Origin of the sequence: Candidatus Brevundimonas phytovorans (assembly GCA_029203145.1) — a bacterium.
Taxonomy (GTDB): Bacteria; Pseudomonadota; Alphaproteobacteria; order Caulobacterales; family Caulobacteraceae; genus Brevundimonas; species Brevundimonas phytovorans.
The window spans coordinates 999,936-1,023,176 of sequence record CP119309.1 but is presented as its reverse complement, the minus strand read 5'-3'; the positions used below and the strand labels follow the sequence as shown (position 1 = coordinate 1,023,176).

Sequence of the window (23,241 nt, the reverse complement as noted above, 5' to 3'; positions counted from 1 at the left end):
TACAGACATTCTTCAACCACAGGCTTCATCTCGCGCCCGCTTGTTTAGATGAATCGATGGATGGTCGTTGATTATTGGCCCGTCGCGGGCTCCGCCGCGCCGTCAGGATTACAGTTGCCCAGTTCGCATACGATTTCGTGGAACGTTTCGACCCGGACCCTTCCGGACGCTTTTGAGCGATACGTGGTCGGCATGGCGGATATCTATGAGGTGTCCGGCGTCAGCGAATATGATCGGCTCAACTTCTTCAACGCCTCTCGCAGCACGCTAAGCGCCGCCGGCGGGATCGGCGAGGGGCGCTCCGTGCGCCAAACCCTGGCCCGGGGACACGCGATGCTGCGGCGCTCGGATGTCGATGGCCTGAACCTGCTGGTCAACGCCACGGCCACGGTCGCAGACTGCGACGGCCGAACGGTCCGAGCCGAGCCGGGCGCCCTTCAGTTTCGTGACATGAGCCGGCTCGTCGCCTCGCGTCTCGATTCCGTGGACGTGATGAGTATCATGATCCCGCGCAACCTGGCCCCACCCTCCCTGCTCGGCCCCGTCATGCACGGCCTGGCCCTGCCCCCGACCGTTTCCGGCGTTCGCCTGGTGCGCGCCCATATGCGCGCGCTGCTCGACGAGGCCGAACACCTGTCGGACGCAGCGTTGGATACGGCGATCCAGTCCCTTCTACTGATCGCTGGTCGTGTCGCCGGAATCGAAACGCCGATAGGCGCGCCTGAACTGCCGGCCCTTCAAATAACGGTGCGACGCAGTGCAGTTGACTATATCGAGCGTCGCCTTCTGGCTGGCGACATCGTCTTCGACATCGACCTCCTGCTTCCCTCCATCGGCGTATCACGCGCCACGCTCTATCGCGCCTTCGACGGTGGCGGCGGCGTGAGCCGCTACATCCAGGACCGCCGGCTGCACCATGCGCGTCTTGCGCTCCAGCGCCGCAACGACGTGCAAAAGACGATCGCCGAGATCGCGTACGATCATGGTTTCGCCTCCCCGAACCACTTCAGCCGCCTGTTTCGAACGCGCTATGGATACCCGCCTTCGGAAGTCGAAGCTCAGGAAGCGAAACACGACGTGGCGATGTCGGACGGCCCGATTCGTCACGACCTTTTAAGCGCCTGGCTGTCTGAGATCGGAGCCGCAGCTAGACCGTCCCTGCAGCTTTTCAGTAAGCTCGAGTCTTCACACCCGGTCCCTGCTTTAAGCGCTGACAGCGGTCCTCCCGAACCGCCGATTTGAGTAAGAAGCCTTCATTGACTCGGACGCATCTATTCCGGCTACGCCCGCACACTGTGTAGAGGAACCGACAAGCTTCGAACTGCGCACAAAAACTCCACTGGAAACATCGCTTTACAGGCGACGGGTGGAGAGACGAATGCAGGGCCTCCAGACCCTAAATGCTCGCGCAGAATATTGCAGATCTGTCGCCACCCTCCGGCAGCGAGGGCTTCGAAGCGCCACTAACAGACTTTGACGCCTCGCTCGAAACCTGACCTTGGAGCGGCTCGCCAGTTAGCGGAGGGCCACCTTCCGGCTATGATCGACCACGACCGCGTCAGGCGGGCGGTGGTCGAGACTATCGAAGGGGTGGTGACCGTCCGACATGAACTCATCGACCATGCCTTGGCGGTCCGCCCAACTGCGCCACTCCCCTTGCGGGAAATCGATCAGTGGGCCTGGGCCGACCCCCTCGTAGGACACGGTCCGACCGTCCATGGGGAACTCAGGCGTCACGATCACGACCGCCTCGTCAACCTTCTCAGCGTATGTTGCGAGGACGTGCTGGATCAAGGCCATGTCGCCGTCGGATCGTTTGAGGAGGCGCTCCAGCGTCTTGAAAGCGATGATCCCTGTGGTCTCCCCGCCGAAGAACATCCCACCGTTGTCCGATGTGATCACTAGGTGGTGGAGGAGCACAATGAAGCCATCGAAATGGGGGTGGCCACCCTTGGGCAGATGGCGGGCGATGAACCCCATCCCCGCCTCCGTACGTAGGAAAGCCTTCAAGGCGTCCGCCTGTCGGAAGGCCTTGGCAACGCCATCGGCGTTCAGCGCCTTAAGCTGGTCCTTGGCCCATTTGGGCGGGATCGGGCTCTTGAGCTCGCAGATGAAAATGACGTAGCCGAGCGTCGGCTCCTCGGAGATCACCATGAGGTCGACATCGGGGAGCGTTGGGTCGATGTCCCGCAAGGACACCTCAGTGTGGCAGGTGAACCCTTCCGCCTCCCAGGCCGCCTTGACCCGCTGGACGAAAGCCGAGCCGATCACATTCGAGACCGATCGCAGGAAGGTCAACGGCCGTCGCTGCGCCACCACCCGCAGGAGGTTTACTAAGCCCTCGTCCGTCGCGAAGTGGTGCGGGCGCATCAGGATCGGCCCCTCGCCGCCCGCTTCCCGGAACAGCGAGAAGTAGGAGCCGTCGAGCCGGTCCGTAGCGGCGCGGTCGTCGTAGACGATGTCCTTTAGGATCGCCCTCGCCCGATCAGGCGCAAGCTCGAGGTCATCCTCGAGAGCTGTGAGAAAGTCGTCCTGAGGCAGGTGAATCGCTCCTATAAAGCCCCGGTCCTGCGCCAAGTAGCGATGGTAGAGGGCCTTAGCGGTCAGTACGCGGTAAACGGACAAGAACTCGGCATAGGTGTAGCCGCCCAGGTTGATGTCGCTGTCGGCCGGCACGAGGTTGAAGTAGGCGCTTAGCTTCAAGTCGACTTCCCGCTCGATCAAACCCCACGCTTCTCGTGTCTTAGGCGTGTCGGCCCCTTCGGGCTCGTCCGCGAGGAGGGCGTGAATGCGGGCCCCATCGTCCTTGAAGCTCTGGAACAGTGACATGGAGCCAAGGAGCTGGTCGTTGAAGACGGTGAAGAACTGCCGGGGCAGGCTTTTGTCGGCAAAACGGGCCTCGACCCGGTCGGCCAGAAACGCCCAACTGACAGACTCTTTGGCGTTGTAGGTGTAATAGAGAAGCTCGCGGACCATGTAGTAGTGGCCCGCGAATTCGAGATCATCCATCATCTGGACGCGGAAGTAATTATCCGTGAGATCGGGCATGACCCCGGTCGAACCGGACACGAGGTAGGGCCCAAGTATTGCCAACGCCCGATCGATGTGCCCGGGGCCACTAGGATCATCAGACCGCGCAGCAACGTGCTCATACCAATCGCATACGAGTCGGAGCGTTGCTGTGGCATCCCAAGTGAAGATGGGCCGGCGCGTGAGCGCCTTGTCGAGATCGCGTTCGAAGGCCTGCACTTGGCGCTTGAGATCGGCATCGAGAATCTGGTCAGGGGTCTTCGGCATGACTGGACGCTAGTGCAGCCTCTAGGATTCCACCAATGGCGTGGAGACGATCGTTAGGCGGCGAACACCCGACGCGTGACTGGGGTAGTTATGACCAGATCGCGGTCCGCGTGAAGCACCCCCGGGTCAAGATCGTCGGCGGCGGCATGGCCGATATGTTTGAGGAAGTGTTCCGCTACAACGACGAAGACCGGACGATCTACGCCTCCGCCATGTCGTCTAAATATCCCGAGAAAGATCTGAAATATACAGCCGCGACGACCGAGACTCTCTATAGGAAATGGCGGACGTGGCGATGTCAGACCACTTTCCGCTATGGGTCAAGATCGCAACCGATTTCACCCATGACTATCTGACCAAGATTGCGACTGAGGCCTGATGAACCGCTACTTTGTCCGAGGCGAGGGTCGCCACGAACCACCGCGCCGCGCCTATGCTAGGATAGACCATATCGAGCTCGCCGATGGTGACGGCGAGGGTGATGTCGTCATCGCCTTCGATGCAGTCGATGCCGAATGGGACGGCTTCACTCGAGATGGTCCCTTCAGCCTCGACAGGCCTGGAGACGAGATCGCTTGGCTCTGGAAGCGCCGGTTCAAGGGTGGAGTGACGCAGTTCGAAGGGCCTGATCCCTTCGACGAAATTCCTCTGTATGAGATCGAAGTCAGCTTGCCTCGACATCGGATCAATCTGCATGTGCTTCAAGAATACGTTCGGGGTACAGAGCTGGGCTGGGTCCAGATCGACCTCGGCCCCGATGCTTCGATTCCATGCGATGTCTATGGCGGCCTTTTCATGCCCGCGATCCCATCCAAGCATGAGGCCTCATTCGTCTCCGAAGAAACCTCTGCGGCTCTGGATCGTATCTTCAACATGGACGATTGGCCGTCAGCCGATCCGGCCGAGGTGGAACGAATCTTGGCGTCTCGCTGTCGCCTCGATCAGCTCATTGCTCTCGACATCGGCCAAGGCTCGGCAAACGCTTTGGTCTGCGAATGTGGAGCGCCGAACTACTATTTCGACGTCGGGTGCGGGGTCTACCGCAACGCCAAGACTGCCCCCACGTCGCTGGAGTTTTGCACCCACGCCCATCCGCCGGTAATCCTGTCGCATTGGGATGCGGATCACTGGTCTGCGGCGTCTCTCGATGCCGACCTCCGCAAGCGCGACTGGATCGCGCCAAGGCAAACCGTCGGCCCCAAGCATCTGGCGTTTGCCGCGACCATCCTGAACGATAATGGCGCGATCCACATCCTCGACCGCATCCCGGGTGCCCCGCCGATCTCGTGGTCTCGACGCGCTCAGACCTTTGAGCTGCGACACTGCACTGGCAAAAGTCGCAACGGGTCAGGTCTCGCCCTCGTCGTGACCGACCGTGACGTTGACCGATCCTGGGTGCTCACCGGTGATGCCGGCTATCATGAAATCGGTGGGCCGGCTCCGGCCCCCGTCTCCGCCGTGACCGTTCCCCACCATGGAGCGAGAATGGCGGCCAAGAGTAAGCCGCCGAAACCCTCCGAAGGCTACGCCCGGCTCCTCTATTCGTTCGGACCTGGCAACAGCCACGGCAGCACCAACGTCAGACATCCGACACAACACGCGATTGACAAGCATCTGACGGCAGGGTGGTCGCACACCATGTGGTCAAAGGACTGCGGTGGCGAAGGTGTTGGGGTTCCACCTGTCCTCACCACCGCCGATCATGCGGCTTCATCTCCGCACGATCATTTGGGCGGCGCAGCGGCCGGATGGACCTCGCCGCCGTCGCCGCCCGACCATCTTGTAAACGACTGCCATAAGAAAATGCCAGTCACTCAGGTCTGACGGCTCTTCCGCCAGTGAACTCAGATTGAGCGCTCGTCGGGCGTAGCGGCTTCAACGTCGTCGGTCTCGGGCACCTTGAGCGTCGCGGCAAAGAGGCGCGTAACAAGCTTTCAACACTTAGCGCCAGGAGCAGCGCAGGCGCAGTGCGCCTGCGCATTCACCGCTCCGTGGAGCCTAAGACACCGGCTCGGTAAACTGATGGCGAATCAACCTTGTTTTGCGTCAGCAGCAACAAGGGTGATGTAACCGCAGAAGGGCTTTATTCTTGGGATATGCAGAAGCCCGGGAGGCTGAGGGCAAGCGACTGTGCGCTGCATGTGTCGCCGACGCCCAATTGAAGGCCTTGATGGAGGCCGACGGCGTTCAAGCCTCATGCGATTATTGCCAACAGATTGAGCCGACGCTGACGATCGGCGAGATCGCGGATCGGGTCGCAGCCATATTCGACGCCCATTTCGTGCGGTCCTCATCTCGGCCTGACGCCTTCCAGACCGCCATGCTCATGGACCGCGAGAGCGATTACGAGTGGGAGCGATCCGGCGAACCGGTCGCCTATGTGATCGCCGAGATTTTGCGTTCCGAGCCGGAACCGGCGAACGACCTCCAGGCGGTGCTGGAAGACAGGCACAGCACATGGGACGATCAAGATGAGACAGAGTTCGACGGCGACAGCCACTATGTGCAGAAGCGGATCGACGATTCCGAATGGCAAATCGCCTGGGATCGCTTCGAGACTGAGTTGAAAACCGAAACACGGCTTCTGACGAGGACCGGTTTGACGCGGCTAGAAGCCGTTTTCGGCGGTTTGGAAGACCTTCGTACTTGGCGAAACGGCGCCTTGATCGTGGAGGCGGGCCCTGGGAGCCCCTACGCCACCGCCTATCGCGCGCGCGCCTTCCAATCCGAAGACAAGCTTGAAGAAGCGCTCGTCCGACCAGACCTCCACCTTGGACCGCCCCCGCAGCGGCTGGCCGCCGCCGGGCGGATGAATTTCCAAAACATAGCGGCCTTCTACGGCGCGACGGATGTAGAAACGGCCTTGGCGGAAGTACGGCCGCCGGTCGGCAGCCATGTCGCTGTCGTCCAGTTCGACATCTCTCGTCCGCTGCGGCTCTTGGACCTGACCGCCGTCACAGCGACCGCGGCCCACGGCAGCTATTTCGACTCCGGCTATGTCGAATTCAGTCGCCGTGTGAAGTTCCTAAAACGGCTAGCCGAGCGCATGACCTTGCCCGTCATGCCCGACGACGTGCTCTCGGAATATCTACCGACCCAGACCATAGCCAACTATCTGGAACACATCTTAGAACCGCCTCTGGACGGGATCATCTTTCCGTCGTCGCAGGTCGAGACCTCATCTGGGCTCAATATCGTCCTCTTCCGCAAGGCGGCCCGCGTCGAGAGCCTGTCTCCAACGGATGGGGTCGAACTCGCACTTCGCCGAGGCGAGTGGTTCGGCGACGAATGGGAGCAAGGCTACACCGTCGTGGAACGCCGAGCCGCCTCGACGACGCGCCCTGCTGAGGTTGAGGAAGAAAATTGGCCCTCTGGGCCGCCAACCACGCCGGATGAGCGGCCTGTGACCCTCCGCGTCAACACCGAAACTTTAGCGGTTCATAAGGTGCAATGGGTGAAGGTTCGCGCTCCAGGGCGCCGGGTCTATCGAACGCGCGCAGGCTGAGTTCATATTGACTGGCGTAAATGCCTTGCGCGGGGGACGCATGTTTGAAATCGGAAAAACCTACACGCGAGCCGAAGTCCAAGAACGTATAGGCGCGCCGATTTCAAGCGGGGGCGACTGGGGCATGGGCTATGCGGAGTTCGGCGGCCGCACTTGGATATTCTGCAATATCGGCTCGGCAGGTCGCACCGGCGCCGACTACGACAACTATTGGAGCGGCGATCGCCTCATCTGGCGCGGAAAGCCCCACACCAAGCGCGGGCAACCTCAGGTCGAGCGCATCCTATCCGGCAAAGCGCTGGCCGAAATTTTCTTCCGCACCGGAGACCGCAATCCCTTCATCTACGCAGGTGAAGGAACCGCGCTGAGCGCGAGTGGGGAAGAACCCATAACGGTGGAGTGGGCGCTACCGAAAGGCCGCCCGCCTGCGCCGCTGACCGCCGATAAGATTGCGGCCAGCTTGAGCGACCTCGGCTTTCAGGTTGGCCCGATCGGAAGCAAGAGCCAGAGAGCCGAGCGTGACGGCCTCGTCCTCTACATCAAACGCGACACCAAGTTGACGCCGCTCGTTCTCCACCCGAAGTGGCAGGATCATATTTTCGATCTCGAGCAAATTCCGGGCGTTTGGCGCGCCAAAGGCGACTTCTTCTATCACCAGTCCATGCTGACGGACTTCCCGAAGCGTTTGCACACCGGCAAGACGCCGACCCACTACGGCTTGGATATGGAGGTCAACTCACGCCACGCACTTCGCGAACTGACCGTATTTATGAGCGAATGGCGGCAAAGACCAAGCGCGCCTCTTCCGACAGACTGGTCCGAACCGTCCGACGCCATGGACGTCGACCCCCGAACTGAAACCGAATCCGTCCGCGCCGCTAGGTTGGGCCAAGGCAAGTATCGTAATGATCTTCTGGCTCTTTGGCAGGGCCGCTGCGCCCTAACCGGTCTGGCCATGCCGGAAGCCATCCGCGCATCTCACATCAAGCCTTGGCGCCTATCCTCTCCACAAGAACGCCTAGACCCTAAAAACGGCCTGCCCCTTCTCGTGCACATCGACCATCTTTTCGATCGCGGCCTAATCAGCTTTGACGAGGCTGGAGATATTCTCTTGTCACCAAAGCTCGACGCTCAAAAGCTGGTAACCTTCGGCCTGACAAACGATATGAGGATCAATGGACTTTCCATTGAAACGAAAGATTTTTTATCGTTCCACCGCACAGAAATCTTTATCGACGAATAGGGCCGACGGCTGCGATGGGCTCCGCTCCCAAAGTCCTGTTCTTCTAGGTCAGCTCGATCTCTCGGGTGCCAGTCGGCGCCGGTGGCCTCCTACGTCGGATCGTGCCAAAAATGAAATCGGCGGGCTCCTGAACCGAATATCCTAGGCTGCTGTCACGGCGGCAAGGACGGAACCCCGCGCTTCAATGCCCAGCCCCCTCAATCCACGTCGATAAGGCCTCGTCTCACGCCGACCACGACCGCTTCAATCCGCGTGCGAACGCCCAATTTGGAGGCCGCCTTCTCGAGATAGCTGTCGACCGTACGGGCTGACAGACCAAGTATGGCGCCGATATCGGTCGAGCTCTTGCCCTGGCTGACCCAGGCGAGACATTCGAGCTCGCGCGGGCTCAGTCCGGGCATGACCGGCCATGCGGCCTGGCTGTTCAGGTTGGCGTCCATTCCTCCCTCCACAAGCTGCTGCCATCGTCCGTACACGCCAGAAATGGTGATTCTCTACGCCTTAGAGTTGCGGTTGGACCGCAACTTCCCTGCGGAACCGACCACCACCTCATGGTTGAACCCGGAGCGGCTGCCGCCTAGGACTGGAACGTCGGGCGCCGCGAAACAGGCACGGAGCTTGAGCCGGGGGCCCCTTGGGGCAAGGCGGCGCTCCGTTGGCAAATAGCGGGCCTCGTTCCGCGAGGATTCCAACGCCCGACCCCCTCGCCTTGCGTCCGGATTCGGTTTGATTCATGCTCGGGCGTCGGCCCTGCGCCGACAGGGGCTTGGAATCCCCTTTGCGGACTCAGATTTGGAAAGCGCGATGGCTGCGTGAGTTGTCGTCGTATGTGACGCGGACTGTGTCCTGCGTCCGGATGATCATGGCTGACCAAGACCCACGGGATTCCCGGCCCGCCCTGGAGGCGGGAGATCGACGTGAGCGACGTCAAGGAAATGAAGGCGGATGCGCTGGAGGGCCTGAACGCCCTCTATCGCCAATATGCACGCTGGCTCGACGGCAGGCTGCGGGCGCACGTCGACCCTGAACAGGCCGCGGACGTGGTCCAGGAGACCTACCTCCGCGCCGCTCCCTATTCGGCAGGCCTCATCCGGCACCCCCGAGCCTTCCTCCTGCGGATCGCCATGAACGTGGTTCGGGACGAGAGCCGCCGCCGCAAGAGACGGGGAACTTCGGAGACCTTCACGGAGGCCGCCGATCCGGGCGAAGCGGCCGGCCAGATGGAGGCCCTGATGTTGAAGCAGGCGGTGCTGACCATGCCCGCCCTTTACCGTGAAGTTTTCGTCCTGAGCCGTTTTGCCGGTATGAGCTATCCTGAGATCGCCGCAGCGCGCGGGCTGAGCGTCAAGGCGGTGGAGTGGCGTATGTCTAAGGCGTTGCAGCACTGCGTCGAGCAACTGGACGGATAGGCGGGATGACGATCGATAAGGAACGGGACGTCCGCCGGCATGAAGCCGCGACCTGGTTCGCCCGTCTCGGTCAGAAGCGCGTGTCGACGACCGATATCCACGACTTCTTCGAATGGCGGAAGGATCCGGCCAATGCGCGCGCCTACGAGCGCGTGGAGAAGGCCTGGGACACGAGCCGGACGCTTGCCGAGGATCCCGACATCGCCGCCCTGACGGCGGAAGCCCTGGGGCAGGCGCCGCCGAGAGTGCGGGCCCGCCACATGGTGTCGCGCCTGTGGAAGCCGATCGCGGCCAGCGCCATGGCGCTCGCCGCCCTGGGGCTGATCTCGGTCTGGACCCTGAACCGGCCGCATAGCTACGCCACGGGCGTTGGCGAACAGCGCACCCTGCGTCTGGCCGACGGCTCCCAAGTCATCCTCGACACCGACAGCCGGGTGGAGGTCCGCCTGCGCTCAGACCGCCGGTCCGTGATCCTGCTCTCCGGCCAAGCCTTTTTCAACGTCGAGGGCGATCCGGCCCGCCCCTTCGTGGTCACCGCCGGCGACACCACAGTTACCGCCGTCGGCACGCGGTTCGATGTCCGGAGGCTGGACCAAGGTGCCCGGGTCACCCTGATCGAGGGCCGCGTCGACGTGGGAACCTCCAGCGCATCGAAACCCGCCTGGTCCCTGACGCCGGGCCAGCAGGTCGTCACCGCCCGACGCAGCCCTCAGGTCCTGACGATCGACGCCGCCCGTGAAACAAGCTGGACCTCTGGGCGCCTGATCTTCGCCGCGACCCCGATCCGCGAGGCCGTCGCCGAGGTCAGCCGCTACAGCGAACGCCGGATCGAACTGAAGGGCGCGGGCATCGCGCAGATTCCCGTCAGCGGCGCCTTCGACACAGGCGACACCGACGCCTTCATCGCCGCGCTTTCCGACCTCTACGGCGTCACAGCATCCACGGGCGCCGACGGCGCCATCATTCTTGAGGCGCCGAAGACCTGAGGAAAATAATCTTCAGGCGGAGTTAGGGGGCCCGCGCCTTCCCGGCGTCTCTGCCCGTCCCGCACCACGCGGGGGGAGCAAACGGGGAAGATCATGCGTATCGGTTTGGGGACGACCACAGCACTTTCAACCGCCCTTGTCGCCTGCGTCGCGCCGGCCTGGGCTCAGTCCGCTGACGCCGTAAGGCGCTATGACGCGCCCGCCGGCCCGCTCGCCCGGTCCCTGAGCGTCTTCATCGAGCAGAGCCGCCTTCAGATCCTCTATCCGACCGCCCTCGTGGAAGGCCGGACCTCGCCCGGCCTTCAGGGCGACTATACCGCGGAGGCCGGCCTCGCCGCTTTGCTGCGCGATACGGGTCTGGCCTTCCGCAGGACCCGCCCGAACGTCTACGTGCTGTACGATCCGAACGCGCGCGCCGGGCTGGACGACGACGAACTGACCGTGGTGGACGATGTGGTCGTCACGGGCAGTCTGATCCGCGGCGTCGGCGACGGACCCTCCCCCGTGGTGAGCATCGATCGTGACAGGATGGACCGCGAGGGACGGGCCACCGTGGCCCAGCTTCTCGCCGCCCTGCCCCAGAACTTCGGCGGGACCGCCAATGAGGGCGCCCTGAACAACGGCGGGGATCGTTCGGGGACCAACTCGACCTACGCCAATGGCGTCAATCTTCGCGGACTGGGCAGCGACGCCACCCTGGTGCTGATCAACGGCCGCCGCATGGCGGGCACGGGCGCCAAGGGGGATTTCGCCGACGTCTCCTCCATTCCTACGGCCGCGATCAGGCGGGTTGACGTCCTTCTCGACGGCGCCTCCGCCCTCTACGGGCCGGACGTCGCCGAGGAGATCATCTCCAACTGCGCCGTCGAGGTCGCCTTCGCGCCCAAGGAGCTGAAGACGGCCCGGGATCTCAGCGAACGGCTCGGCGCCTATACCTACGCCGCCCTGTCCCGCAGCCGCCCCGCCATGCTGGGCGCCGGAAAGCGCTCCATCACCCAGTCCGACCAGAAACGCCCCCTGATGCTGCCCCAGGAGCTGATGCAGATGGACGCCGAGGCCCTCATCGTCCTCAAGGCCGGCCTGCCGCCCATCCTCGGCCGCAAGCTTCGCTTCTTCTCCCATCCCGCCCTGAAGCGCCGGCCGGTCGCGCCTCCGGACGTGCCGCCCATCCCTCCACCGACGGCGCCCCCGCCTCGTTCGACGCCCAGTCCCACGCCGCCCCCTTCGGAGCCGGTCAGTGACGAATGGAGCTACGAGGGGCTCGTCCGCTCGCTTGAGCGCGAGGGCGCTCCCCTGCCTCCGCCCCGCGGCGCTGGCGAGGCCGAGGTCAGGATCTGGATTGACGGCCTCATCGACCATGCAGCCGCGCCGCGAAACCGCTCTGCCGGGAGAGACTGATGGCCATAAACAGAACCGCCCAGCCCCCAGGCCGCGAGACGGAGAATAGTCTCGGACCTCCGCCCGGTCCGCAGAAGGCCCCGGTCTCACGCCGCAAGGGCGACCTGCCCGAGGGGCTGGAGGCGAAATACCTCGTCGAGCACGACCGGAGAGGCAGGGCTGAACGCTTTCACCGGGACAACCGGAGCGGAGAGGCGCTTTTCCGGGATCATGGCCGGCGCCTCACCGCGCGCGAGCCCTATCCCGACGTGGTCAGGGACATGCTGCGGATCGCCGTCCACCGCGGCTGGCGTGAAATCGTCGTCAGCGGCGATCCGGCCTTCCGACGAGAGGTATGGGTCCAGGCCCAGGCTCTCGACCTCCGGGTCCGGGGCTATCGCCACCGGGAGATCGACCGTCAGGCGGCGGAGCGAAAGACCCCGCCCCGCAAGACAGCCCGGAAGGACGAAGACCGGATCCGGGCTGAAAACCAGGCGCCGACGCGGATGGCCCAGGTCGCCGTCGCCGTCCGCGCCCTCATCAAGGACCCCGCCGCCCGGGAGCGCCTGATGCAGCGCGCCGTCGCCCGCGTCATTCATCATCTCGACGCCGGCCGGCGGTTCGAACGCGATGCCGGTCAGACGCGGATGCGGGATAGGGATCGCTAAACCATAAACATCTACATATGAGCTATCATGCGTTCAAAGTGACATTAATGGTCATATATGAGCGATAACAACTCACCCTATATGGACTCCTCACAATCACTCATATATAGACGATATCATATCCGATGAGCGACAATCGTTCATATATGGAGGATTGAATGCCGATCGCTGAGGCGGAAATCGATCGCCAGGCTGAACGCCTGGGCCGCGGACTGGCGGCTGAACGTCTCAGCCGGAATCTCTCCCAGGCGCAGCTCGCGACAGAGGCAGGACTGTCGCTCAGCACCCTGCGCCGCCTGGAAGACGGAAAGAACATCTCCCTCGACAACCTCATCCGCGTGATGGACGCCCTGCAGATCGCCGGCCGCCTCGACGCCCTGACGCCCGCCCTGGACATCCGCCCGGTCGAACGGGTGCGCCCGGCCGGCCGGGAGCGTAAGCGGGCGGCGCCCGCCGCCTCGCCCCCGCCCGCCTCCCGCTGGGCCTGGGGCGACCAGTCATGACCGACGCCGTCATCCGCCTGTGGGGCACCGACATCGGCGCCGTCAGCTGGGTCGAAGACCGCGGCCACGCCGTCTTCCAGTACATGCCCGACTTCCTCGGCAGCGGGGTGGAGCTGGCGCCGCTCGCCATGCCGCTCAACGCGGCGCCCTACGCCTTCCCCGAACTGCCGCGGGACGCCTTCAAGGGCCTGCCCGGCCTCCTGGCGGACTCCCTTCCCGATAAGTACGGCAACGCCCTGATCGACGCCTGGCTCGCGCGCGAAGGCCGCGACGCCGCCAGCTTCAATCCCGTGGAACGCCTCTGCTACATCGGCACGCGCGGCATGGGCGCGCTCGAGTTCCACCCGACCATCCTCAAGACCGAGCGCCGCTCGCGTCCCATACAGATCGACGCCCTCGTCGACCTCGCCAACCAGGTCCTCGACGCCCGCGCCGACCTGCACGGCGTCCTGTCTGGCGAGGACGACCGCGACACACTGGAGGAGATCCTGCGCGTCGGCACCTCGGCCGGCGGAGCCCGCGCCAAGGCGGTGCTCGCCTGGAATGAGGCCACCGGCGAGTTCCGCTCCGGTCAGCTTCCGGCGGACGCCGGCTTCACCTACTGGCTGATCAAGTTCGACGGGGTGAGCAACAACCGCGACAAGGAACTGGCCGATCCCCAGGGTTTCGGCCTGATCGAATACGCCTTCTCACGCATGGCGGCCGACGCCGGCATCGATATGTCCGAATGCCGCCTCCACCAGGAGGGCGGCCGCAGCCACTTCATGACCCGGCGTTTCGACCGGACGTCGACGGGCGACAAGCTGCACATGCAGTCCCTGGCGGCCATCCGTCATTTCGATTTCAACGCCGCCGGCGCCTACGCCTACGAACAGGCCGTCGAGACGATCCGCAGGCTCGGCCTGCCGGCGGTCGACATCGAGCAGCAGTTTCGCCGCGCGGTCTTCAACATCCTGATCCGCAACCAGGACGACCACGTCAAGAACATCGCCTTCCTGATGGACCGCACCGGCGCCTGGCGGCTCTCCCCCGCCTATGACATGGCCTATGCCTACAACCCGTCAGGTCCCTGGACCCGGCAACATCAGATGAGCCTGAACGGCAAGCGCGACGACTTCGACCTGGAGGACCTCGTCGCCTTCGGGGGCTACTGCGGCTTCAACCGCCGAAGAGCCCTCGCCCTGATCGCGGAAGTCAGCGCCCCGGTCTCGGCCTGGCGCGCCTACGCCGACGACGCCGGCGTCTATGAAGCCGACGCCGTCCGCATCCAACGCGCCCTCCGCCTTGAGCTGAAAGCGGCCAAAGCCGACTGACATCGCCTCAACGCGAACGCCCCCGAGGATCCGGATCAGGCGACCTGGTCGCTCCGCTATCGGCACGGTCCCGGACCGCCGCGATCTCGTCACGCAGACGCATCCGCCGGGTTTCGGGCTTCGGAAGGCTGCGGACGAAGGCCTCGACTGAGCGACCGAGCTCACGGTCCTGCGGATCATCGGAGCGCGCAAGCGCCAGCGCCTCCGCCACATAGGCGCGCCGGATGAGACGCTGGCGTTCGATCGCCTGACGCTCCCAGACCGCCCCTTCGCCCTCCCCGCCCGCCGCCTCGCGCAAGGCGCCCGCCAACACCTTGGGCATGGGGCCCGCCCCCGCCTCAAACCGCTCTCGCGCCTTGCGAACAGAGGTCCGCTCCGCCTTGCGCACCACGCCCCGCGTCCGACGCGGCGTCGCCTCCGCTTCGACGCCGCGCTCTCGCAGGGCTGCAGCGAAGACCTCCCGCCACCTCTGGAGATCCGCCTTCCTGGGATTCAGCCGCGCGCCGTCACGGCCTGACATCCTCACCGTCAGGTGGACGTGCGGATGCCGGTCCTCGTCGTGCAGGACGAAGACGTAAGAGAAGCGCTCGCCGAACACATGCTCCGCAAAGGCCCGCGACGCGTCCTCCACACGAAACGGCGCGATGCCCGCCGGCATGCTCAGCACGATCGACATGGAGACCGCCGCTCGCCGCCGCATAGGCTCCGCCGATAACTCTCCAGCCCAGTCGTCCGCCAGCGTCCGCACCTCGGCGCGCCCCTTCAACCGTTCGCCGTCCGGGCCTTCCAGGGACAAGCGTCCGTTGCGGGAGATATAATCGAGGTGCCGGGCGAGATGACCGGCGTCATGCGTCTTGCCGGTGATCTTGACCATGGCCTCCGGCGCCCGCCGCGCCACACGTGCAAGCGTCGCCCGCGCGCCCTGGCCGCGTCCCTCTCCCGCCCGCCCAAGCACCGACCGGGTGATCCGCGCCCGCGCCGGCTGGACCGGCGGCCGCAGCGCCTCCTCGAAACCCGAAGGCGGCCGGAAGTCCGTCATGAGCCGGCCGACCAGTAGTCGAGGTTGCCCTCGAACGCCCGCCGCAGGCCCGACAGGCCGCCTCTAACCTCCTCTGCAAAGGCGAGGACGCGATCCAGCTCAACACCAGGCGCCCGCCCACCCGGGACCGTCGCATTCACGGTCCGGGCGATCTGGTTCAGGTTCACGCCGATCCGGCGCAGGTCGCGCTGGATCTCGATAAAGGCGACGGCCTCCCCCGGCGAAAGCTGCGGCTGGCCGTGGAGCCGCCGGCGCACGAGGGCGACCACCCACTGGGTGCGCGACAGGCCGACCCTCGTCGCCTCAGCCTCTACGGCGGCGAGATCGGCAGCGCCAAGCCTAAGGGTCAGTTTCCCGGTCAGCGGCTCCGCCGACGCCGGTCCGGAACGCGGATCCCCATCTCCGGCCGAGGCCTCGATCAGCCGCCTCAACAGCCTCGACCGCCCGCCGCACGCGCTCGCCGCCGCATCGAAGCGGCGAGCCAGGTCGGGCGGAAGGCGAACAGTGAAGCGGTCCATGGGGAAAGGGCTCTGTCAGACATTGCCGGCGCAAAGCCTATCCTGCCCTAGACCTCCAACCGCCTCGCCCCGTAGGCCTACGGAAGACCCTGCCCTCGCTTCGACGTACTGGAAACCGCCGCTCGACCAACGCGCTCAACCGGGGGTGGAGCGCACCGTCCAATGACAGCGGCCCCCGACAAAGGAAAGGCCGCGCCTGGTCGGGACGCGGCTCAAACCTCAAAGCTAGGAAACCGGCACGTCAAGGATGCGCTTCATGCAGCCTGGCCACCGCCCGTTGCGCATGGGCCGCCGCCGAGAACAGGAACCGTTTGTCGGCCTTCAGCACGTCGAGCCAGTGGCCGAGATAGGCGGCGTGGTCCTCCCGCGGCTCCAGTTCTAGTTCCAGGTCGGCGCAGAGGAAGGCGGCGCCCAGTTCGGCGACAAGCTCCTCGCGGGCGTAAGCCTGAGCCGAGCGGCTGAAGTCTCGGGCCAGCCGTGTTTCATGGCCCGTCCAGTGGATGCACTCATGGCCAAGAGTGGCGTAGTAGGCGCCCGCGTCGCGGAAGGTCTCGAACGGCGGCATCTGCACCCGGTCCGACGCCGGGACGTAATAGGCCGCCGATCCGCCATGACGGATGTCGGCCTCCAGCCCTGCGAAAAAGCGTTCGATCCTTTCCAGCCGTTTGTCGGGATTGATCGGCTCCGGCGGCGTCGGCCGGCAAGCGTCCGGCAGATCGTCGATCTGTTCGACGTTAAAGACAGTGTAGGCCTTCAGGAACGGGATGCGCTGTTCGACCTCATCGCCCGCCTCGTCGGTTTCGGTGCGCACGATCCGGTTAGCGTAGACGACCGTGGAGCCCTTCTCGCCTTTGCGAACGTGGGCGCCCAGCGCAAGCGCCTGACGGAAGGTCATCCAGGTCGGCGAGGCGAAGCCTCGGTTGAAGGCTTCCGACCAAAGCAGCAGGATGTTGACGCCGGTATAGGGCGTGCCGTCGTGGCGAAGCGGACGGGTGACGGGACGTCCTCCGGTCCAGGGCTGCGTCCAAGGCCGGACGCCGGCCTCCAGCTGGTCGATGATCTGGTTGGTGATCCGGGTGTAGATGTCCGGACGAGCGGGATCGGCGGGGCGCGTCATGGCGGCCTCCTCGGAGATGAGTTGTTCGGATGAAGGGGCGGCGGCACGCATCACGCGCCGCCGCTCCGGTTCAGCGGGACCAGATCAAGCTGTGCCCGCCCTCGACCTCGACCAGGGAGGCGTAGATCGGCGCCGGGAAGCTCGGGTCGTCCAGCTTGACCGAAAGGTATCCCCGGTTCTCGCGGGAGGTCTTCCTCCAGGCGGCGCCGAACTCGGTCTGGCCCGCGAAGATGCGGTAGTCCGGCGCCTTGTCGTCCGCCTTATCGTTCGGCCGGAAGGTCGCCGCCTTGACGTCGAGGGTCAGGGTCGTGATCGACCCAGCGTAGCCCTCGCCCTGGGCGGTGAAGGTTCCAATAGCGGCCACGTCAGTCTCTCCTTTGCTTCGGGCCACGCCTGCCGCGGCCTCGATGGCGACCGGAAGACCGGGGCCCGGGCGGCGCGCAGGCGGAGCGAAGCGACGCCCCGCAGCAAGGCGGAGGACCGGAAGCCAGGGTTTCTTGTGCCGCGAGGAGGCCTTCGGCCGGGGAAGAAACTCGAGCGCGCGGTTGCGCCCTGCCGACCGGATTCCGGTCAGATCCGCCTTTCGAGAGGCCGCACAAGCGTGACTGAAAGAGGCCAGGGCAGAATACACAGCCGCGTCAGGCCTTCTACGTCCACGGGAGCGCAGCAGCCCACGAGCCGCTGCTCGTTCATGGAAAGGCGCAGTCGCGATCTGGAGGTGCTGATCGACAGGCCATCTGCTCGGTTCGCCTTCTCAGATTAAGCGGGGATCTCGTGCCAATGCGTGGCGAAACCGTACGGCCCTGGGAGCTTGAACAGCTCCGATCTGAAGCGCTGGAACACTGAAGGCTGCTCCCCTAGGTTGGGTGCAGGGACGGAGATGAGGTGCAATGAGGGCGGTGGCGGGATACGACGCCCAAGGAGCGGAGCTAGCCGCTCAATATGAGGGCCTGCAATCGGACGAGGTGCATGGCGCCTTTCTAGATTTGCTGCCGCCCGGCTTGGATCGCCTCGCTTTGGACATCGGTGCAGGCTCGGGCCGTGACGCAGCTTGGCTAAAGAGCCGCGGCTTTGACGTTGTCGCGGTCGAGCCCTCGCGGGCGATGAGAAGCGCTGCCGCCGCCTATCACGCCGGCAAAGACATCCGTTGGCTCGAAGACCACTTGCCGGCCCTGACCGTCACCCACCGCCTCGGATTGTCGTTCGACGTCATCCTCCTCAGCGGCGTCTTGATGCACGTGCCGCCGGACGAGCGCCGCCGCGCCTTCCGAAAGATTGTCGCCCTCCTGAAACCGGGCGGGCGTCTTCTCATAACTGTGCGCGACGGAGCGGGCGCGCCAGACCGGCCAATGTGGCCGATTCCCCGCGGCGAGATGGAGGCCCACGCCCGCGCGCACGGCCTGACGATGCTGCGGATCAGCGAGAGCGCCGACCTTCAGGGGCGCACCGGTGTTCAATGGACATCCTATGCGCTGCAAATGCCTGACGACGGTGCAGGCGCGCTGCCCCTGATACGGGGGATCATCCTCAACGATGAAAAGTCGTCGACCTATAAATTGGGCCTTCTGCGCTCCCTTGCGAGGATCGCCGACACCGCGCCGGCCCTAGCAGTCGAACGGCTGGATGCGGACATTGTCGAGGTTCCACTGGGCGCCGTAGCTCTGAACTGGCTGCGTATGTACCTGCCGCTCGCTCGAGACGAACTGCCGCAATTGCCGGGCAATCGCGGCGCGGAGAGGCTGGGCTTCGCCGGCCCAGCATTCCGCCAACTGCTTGTCGATCAAGTGGTTGGCCAGGACCTGCGCATAGGCGCCCGGTTCACTGGCGATCGAGCGACTGCCATCGCCCAGGCGCTGGGGGATGCACGCTCCACCATCTGTCGCATGCCTGCACGCTACACGCGGTATCCGAACTCCGACGCTCCGGTTTTCGAGGTAGCGCCGGCGCGTTCCACCAAACACCAGGGCGAAATCATTATGGACGCCGAAACCCTGCGTGGGTTCGGCTCTATTGGTGTTCCAGGCCCTGTTTGGCGCACCCTGCTACGGCTAGGCGCGTGGGTCGAGCCAGTTTTGGTCAGGGAATGGGCACGTCTAATCGAGGGCTTCGCCCTCAGAATGGGACGGCCGATCGCGCTGGGAGAATGCGAAGCTGCCCTACAATGGCTCGATCCGGTTCGCGACACGGCGCTCGCGCGCAAGGTTGGCCGGCGCCTGATCGACGGAAACCAACCGGTGGAATGCATATGGACCGGCGGGCGCCTGACCGCTCAGGGTTTTGACATCGATCACTGCCTGCCTTGGACGGCATGGCCCAGCAGCGATCTGTGGAATCTGTTTCCGGCGCGCGCGAGCATAAATCGCAACTCAAAGCGCGATCGTTTGCCATCTGCATCCGCTCTCATGGCAGCCCGGAATGGCATGGAGAGGTGGTGGCGACAGGCTTGGGAAGCGGACGATGCCCTGGCGCAGCGCTTCTGGCTGGAGGCGGAAGCGGCGCTGCCGCTTGGCTCCTCCCGGGACCTGGATGACGTTTTCTCCGGCCTGGAATGGCGTAGGTTGAGATTGCGGCAGGACCAGCAGATCCAAGAATGGAGCGGTCCGGATAGCGCGAAAGATTCGATAGGCTTCCGGTAGTCCCCTTTAGGAAAGCGACCGCCGTTAGGTCGATCATGCCAGAGTCGCAGCCAAGCAGGGCGCGCCGACGCCAGCGCAGCGCCTTGAAGCCCTGCTAATGAGGGTGCTGAGGGCGGATCCAATCGCCTCTGCGTTCACCCAGAGACCTGAATTGCGGCGAGATTGACTTCGTTCGTCGCGCCCGCAAGGTTCGATTTCACGGCGCCAGGGGGATCGAACACGTGTCACGCTATAATCCGCACCATGCCAATGCCGAGCCGGTGTTCGAAGCTGCGCGACGTTGGCTGGAGCGCTGCCTGATCGAGGACGGCTCAATCTTCTCAAACGAGGAGATCTGGACCGCAGATCATGTGCGCGAGGTGGTGGATTATTTCGTTCGCCGTCCGGACGAGGGTGAAGGCGTTTTCTTCGAGAAGCTAAAAGCGCAAATGGAGCCGAGCTCTCCTAGCGCGAAGCGGCTGATGGCTGAGTTGCTCTGGGCCCTCAGCCTCTTTCCTAGTAATGTCAAACCGAAGTCCAAGCGCAATCTGGTCCGCTCCGTCTGGCGATGGTCCGGAAGCGAGCTCCCCGAGGACGCCGACGCCCTGTCGGACGAAGTTTTGGGCGGCCTCGGGTCCGGCGGCCCCGGGTACAACAACCATCGCTGGCGCGAACTCCGCTTCCTCATCAACCTGACGGAGGCGGCGAAAGCTATGCCGCGCGCCGATCGAGCCGCGACATTTAAAGATCCTTGGATTTTCAACGACTGGGTGGCGAACCTTCCGGACGACGGCAACCGTCAGCTCAAGCTGGTTCTTCCACACCTCATTCATCCCGCCGAGTTCGAACGCATCGCTTCGATTGGTGCGGTTCGCAAGATTCTCAAATCCTTCGGCGGCGTCGACACTCGGCGCTTCAATACGATGTCCAAGCGTGAGCGTGATGAAGCGCTGCTGGGGATACGCTCGCGCTTGGAAAGCGAAGTCGGCAGAGAGATCGATTTTTATCACGAGCCGCTTAAATCGCGCTGGGCCGACGAGACCGTCCCTGAGTTCGAAATCGACGAGAACTCAGGGGAGCAGAAGGCCCCGAACCGGCCTCCACTCAACCAGATCCTGTACGGACCTCCAGGGACCGGGAAAACCTATACGACGATAGACCGCGCACTCGGCATCGTCGATCCGGAGTTCTATGCCGACAACATCGGCGATCGCGCCTCGCTGAAGGCTAGGTTCGACCAGCGGGTGAACGAGGGCGCCATCGCTGTCGTGACCTTCCACCAGAGTCTGAGTTACGAGGACTTCGTCGAAGGCCTGAAGGCGGAGGTCGATGACCAGGGGCGGCTTCGTTATTTCGTCGAAGACGGCATTCTGAAGCGAATGTGTCTCCCCACGAGCGCCGTCGACGGTTTCGTACCGGGACGCGTCTTCTCGCGCGACTACCGAGTCCTGCGGTCTACGTCCGAGATACTATGGCTTCGAAAGCCAAACGGCTCGGAACTCCCCTTGCCATGGCTGCTATTGAACGAGCTTGCAGAGCTGGTGAGGAGCGAGAAGGTCAGTTTGGACGATATCCGAGCTGGAGACGTGTTCGAGAGGGTTCCGACGGTTCGCCTCGAGAAGTACATTGTCAACGGCTACAAGAATATCTTGCCAGAGATCGTCCAGTCGATTTTAGCTAGCGCGACAATCAAGCCGACGAACCAGGCGTCGCCACGGGTGTTGATCATCGACGAGATCAACCGTGGCAACGTCTCCCGCATCTTCGGGGAGCTCATCACCTTGATCGAGCCCGACAAGCGGCTCGGCGAGCGTGAACAGCTAACCGTCACCCTCCCCTATTCCAAACAGACCTTCGGACTACCCAATTCGCTGCATCTGATCGGCACGATGAACACGGCGGATCGGTCTCTGTCGGCCATGGACATCGCGCTTAGGCGCCGCTTCGAATTTGAAGAAATCGAACCAAATCCTACGCTCCTGGATTTCGAAATCGAAGGCGTCGAAATCGGTTTGTTGCTTGCGGCGCTGAACGCCCGGATCGAGCTTCTCCTCGACCGCGAACACCGGATCGGTCACGCCTATTTCACCGGCTTAGAGGGCGCCCAGTCGTTGAAAGATTTGGCGAACGTGTTTCGCCATCGCGTCATTCCACTCCTGCAGGAGTATTTCTTCGACGACTGGAGCCGCATCGCCCTGGTCTTGAACGACCGCTCGAAGGAACCTGAGGACCGGATCGTCGTAGAGCGGGAGCGCGACGCTCAAGCGCTTTTCCCCGCATCGGAGACCGAAATCCCGATGCGCCCGGCGTGGGCCGTGAACTGGAGCGCTCTAGAGCGCCCCGGCGCCTACCAACGCATTCTGCTCAAGTGACCGTCGTCAGCGTTCGCGAGTTCGCGACCCTGACGACGGACGTCGTTGAACCCACGCTCGACCGCGCCACGCTGGCGTCAGAGGACTTCGCCTGGCTGGCCCGACGAACGGCGAAGACAGACGCCGGTGCGCGTCCCGTACGGTTCGAAGGCCTTCGCACTCTGAAGGTCCTAAACCTCGTGGGGGTGATACGCCTTCCAAGCGGCGTCGATCTCGAGATCCTGCCGAAGCACACCGAGGCGGGAGACAGCCTGCCCGCCGCCCGGCGATTGCTTTTCCGCATGATTGCGGCAGCTCACGACATACCGGCGCGCGAAATCGAATTGGCCGATCTGCAGGTCCTCGATCGGCCGTTCACGGAGTGGATGGCGAAAACCTTCATCGAGCAGGTCGCCCAACTGCTCGGACGAGGCTTGCGGTTTGACTACCTGCGCCAGGAAAGCCGCGAACCCTATCTGCGGGGGCGTCTCGACCTGGCGCGCCAGCTCCGCGCAGGGCCATCGGCTCTGCTCGACTTTCACATCTCTCACGACATTTTCACGATAGATCGGCCGGAGAACCGTTCGATCCGGGCCGCGGTCGATAAGATTGCACGGTTCACTCGCGCCCCCGCCACGTGGCGGATCGCCCGGGAGCTCTCAGCGTTGTTGGCCGAGGTCCCGCCAAGCCTCGACGTCCAGTCCGATCTGAGTCGCTGGCGCGACGACCGGACAATGGCGCACTACCGCGCGGTCCGGCCTCTCTGCGAACTGATCCTAACAGAACGGACTCCGTTCGCTGTGAGCGGGCAGGACCAGGCGCTCTCGATGCTGTTTCCGATGGAGCGGTTATTCGAAGCCTTTGTCGAACGCTCGATCCGCCGAGCGCTTCCGGATCACCGCATCCATCGCCAGCCGCGAACGCATAGTCTGTGCCGCTACGACGAGCGCCCATGGTTCGATCTTCGCCCCGATCTGGTCGCGCGTCGTGGCGAGGAAACCCTGGTGATCGACGCGAAATGGAAACGCCTCCATTCGGATCCAAGCCTTCGCTTCGGCATCGCTCAATCGGACGTCTATCAGCTGCACGCCTATGGTCAGGCCTATCTCGGCGGGCACGGCGAGTTGCACCTCGTCTACCCTCGCACAGCCGATTTTCCGACGACCCAAGGCCCGCTGCGGATGAAACCAGGCCTGCGCCTTCATATCCGGTCCATCGATCTCGAAAGCGGCGCGCTATCTCCTCTCGAAGCGAACCTGCCCAAGACCCAGGTGAGTATGATGGCGGGCGCTAGCTGATG

General features: G+C 64.0%; 20 protein-coding genes. 14 read left to right on the top strand and 6 right to left on the bottom strand.

Annotated features, from left to right (window positions below):
* Positions 1–192 precede the first annotated feature (192 nt).
* Positions 193–1,242 carry an AraC family transcriptional regulator gene (locus tag P0Y52_04895; protein WEK58876.1) on the top strand — a complete coding sequence of 350 codons (1,050 nt, stop codon included), beginning with the start codon at positions 193–195 and terminating at the stop codon, positions 1,240–1,242.
* 273 nt (positions 1,243–1,515) lie between these two features.
* Here P0Y52_04895 and P0Y52_04890 read toward each other — a convergent pair whose 3' ends face one another.
* Positions 1,516–3,297, bottom strand: coding sequence for a hypothetical protein (locus P0Y52_04890; GenBank protein ID WEK58875.1), 1,782 nt, complete (start codon positions 3,295–3,297; stop codon positions 1,516–1,518).
* A 35-nt stretch (positions 3,298–3,332) separates the two neighbouring features.
* On the opposite strand from P0Y52_04890, the gene P0Y52_04885 reads away from it, so the two are divergent.
* The 4 genes from P0Y52_04885 (at position 3,333) to P0Y52_04870 (ending at position 8,045) form a co-directional block, all read left to right on the top strand.
* The gene (locus tag P0Y52_04885; GenBank protein ID WEK58874.1) at positions 3,333–3,653 is read left to right on the top strand and encodes a hypothetical protein; all 321 of its coding nucleotides are present in this window, start codon (positions 3,333–3,335) and stop codon (positions 3,651–3,653) included.
* A gap of 22 nt (positions 3,654–3,675) precedes the next feature.
* The gene (locus tag P0Y52_04880) at positions 3,676–5,121 is read left to right on the top strand and encodes a hypothetical protein (GenBank protein ID WEK58873.1); all 1,446 of its coding nucleotides are present in this window, start codon (positions 3,676–3,678) and stop codon (positions 5,119–5,121) included.
* Positions 5,122–5,467: 346 nt separating this feature from the next.
* A complete protein-coding gene (locus tag P0Y52_04875) occupies positions 5,468–6,802 on the top strand; it encodes an RES family NAD+ phosphorylase (GenBank protein ID WEK58872.1) in 1,335 nt (444 codons plus the stop codon).
* A 40-nt stretch (positions 6,803–6,842) separates the two neighbouring features.
* Positions 6,843–8,045, top strand: coding sequence for an HNH endonuclease (locus P0Y52_04870; protein WEK58871.1), 1,203 nt, complete (start codon positions 6,843–6,845; stop codon positions 8,043–8,045).
* Between the two features lie 197 nt (positions 8,046–8,242).
* Here the strand turns inward: P0Y52_04870 and P0Y52_04865 are convergent, their stop codons facing one another.
* Positions 8,243–8,485 (bottom strand): helix-turn-helix transcriptional regulator, encoded by a 243-nt coding sequence (locus P0Y52_04865; protein WEK58870.1) that lies wholly within the window; start codon positions 8,483–8,485, stop codon positions 8,243–8,245.
* A gap of 477 nt (positions 8,486–8,962) precedes the next feature.
* On the opposite strand from P0Y52_04865, the gene P0Y52_04860 reads away from it, so the two are divergent.
* From P0Y52_04860 to P0Y52_04835, 6 genes are all read left to right on the top strand, one after another.
* The gene (locus P0Y52_04860) at positions 8,963–9,454 is read left to right on the top strand and encodes an RNA polymerase sigma factor (GenBank protein WEK58869.1); all 492 of its coding nucleotides are present in this window, start codon (positions 8,963–8,965) and stop codon (positions 9,452–9,454) included.
* A 5-nt stretch (positions 9,455–9,459) separates the two neighbouring features.
* Positions 9,460–10,440, top strand: coding sequence for a FecR domain-containing protein (locus P0Y52_04855; GenBank protein WEK58868.1), 981 nt, complete (start codon positions 9,460–9,462; stop codon positions 10,438–10,440).
* A 93-nt stretch (positions 10,441–10,533) separates the two neighbouring features.
* Positions 10,534–11,838 (top strand): type IV secretory system conjugative DNA transfer family protein, encoded by a 1,305-nt coding sequence (locus tag P0Y52_04850; protein WEK58867.1) that lies wholly within the window; start codon positions 10,534–10,536, stop codon positions 11,836–11,838.
* On the top strand, positions 11,838–12,485 hold the full coding sequence (locus tag P0Y52_04845) for a hypothetical protein (protein WEK58866.1): 648 nt from the start codon (positions 11,838–11,840) through the stop codon (positions 12,483–12,485). The genes P0Y52_04850 and P0Y52_04845 overlap by 1 nt, the downstream gene beginning before the upstream one ends.
* A 158-nt stretch (positions 12,486–12,643) precedes the next feature.
* Positions 12,644–12,988, top strand: coding sequence for a helix-turn-helix transcriptional regulator (locus P0Y52_04840; GenBank protein ID WEK58865.1), 345 nt, complete (start codon positions 12,644–12,646; stop codon positions 12,986–12,988).
* Entirely contained in the window at positions 12,985–14,301 is a 1,317-nt protein-coding gene (locus P0Y52_04835; GenBank protein WEK58864.1) for a type II toxin-antitoxin system HipA family toxin, read from the top strand. The genes P0Y52_04840 and P0Y52_04835 overlap by 4 nt, the downstream gene beginning before the upstream one ends.
* Positions 14,302–14,308: 7 nt before the next feature.
* Here P0Y52_04835 and P0Y52_04830 read toward each other — a convergent pair whose 3' ends face one another.
* The 4 genes from P0Y52_04830 to P0Y52_04815 form a co-directional block, all read right to left on the bottom strand.
* On the bottom strand, positions 14,309–15,340 hold the full coding sequence (locus P0Y52_04830; GenBank protein ID WEK58863.1) for a hypothetical protein: 1,032 nt from the start codon (positions 15,338–15,340) through the stop codon (positions 14,309–14,311).
* Entirely contained in the window at positions 15,337–15,858 is a 522-nt protein-coding gene (gene mobC / locus P0Y52_04825; GenBank protein WEK58862.1) for a plasmid mobilization relaxosome protein MobC, read from the bottom strand. Before mobC ends, P0Y52_04830 begins: the two co-directional genes overlap by 4 nt.
* Positions 15,859–16,099: 241 nt before the next feature.
* Complete coding sequence (locus tag P0Y52_04820) at positions 16,100–16,975, bottom strand: zincin-like metallopeptidase domain-containing protein (GenBank protein WEK58861.1); 876 nt, start codon at positions 16,973–16,975, stop codon at positions 16,100–16,102.
* 70 nt (positions 16,976–17,045) lie between these two features.
* Positions 17,046–17,339, bottom strand: coding sequence for a DUF736 domain-containing protein (locus tag P0Y52_04815; protein ID WEK58860.1), 294 nt, complete (start codon positions 17,337–17,339; stop codon positions 17,046–17,048).
* Positions 17,340–17,865: 526 nt separating this feature from the next.
* On the opposite strand from P0Y52_04815, the gene P0Y52_04810 reads away from it, so the two are divergent.
* The 3 genes from P0Y52_04810 (at position 17,866) to P0Y52_04800 (ending at position 23,239) form a co-directional block, all read left to right on the top strand.
* Positions 17,866–19,611 carry a methyltransferase domain-containing protein gene (locus P0Y52_04810; protein ID WEK58859.1) on the top strand — a complete coding sequence of 582 codons (1,746 nt, stop codon included), beginning with the start codon at positions 17,866–17,868 and terminating at the stop codon, positions 19,609–19,611.
* A gap of 221 nt (positions 19,612–19,832) precedes the next feature.
* Positions 19,833–21,962 (top strand): AAA family ATPase, encoded by a 2,130-nt coding sequence (locus P0Y52_04805; GenBank protein ID WEK58858.1) that lies wholly within the window; start codon positions 19,833–19,835, stop codon positions 21,960–21,962.
* Complete coding sequence (locus P0Y52_04800; GenBank protein ID WEK58857.1) at positions 21,959–23,239, top strand: McrC family protein; 1,281 nt, start codon at positions 21,959–21,961, stop codon at positions 23,237–23,239. The genes P0Y52_04805 and P0Y52_04800 overlap by 4 nt, the downstream gene beginning before the upstream one ends.
* Positions 23,240–23,241: the final 2 nt, after the last annotated feature.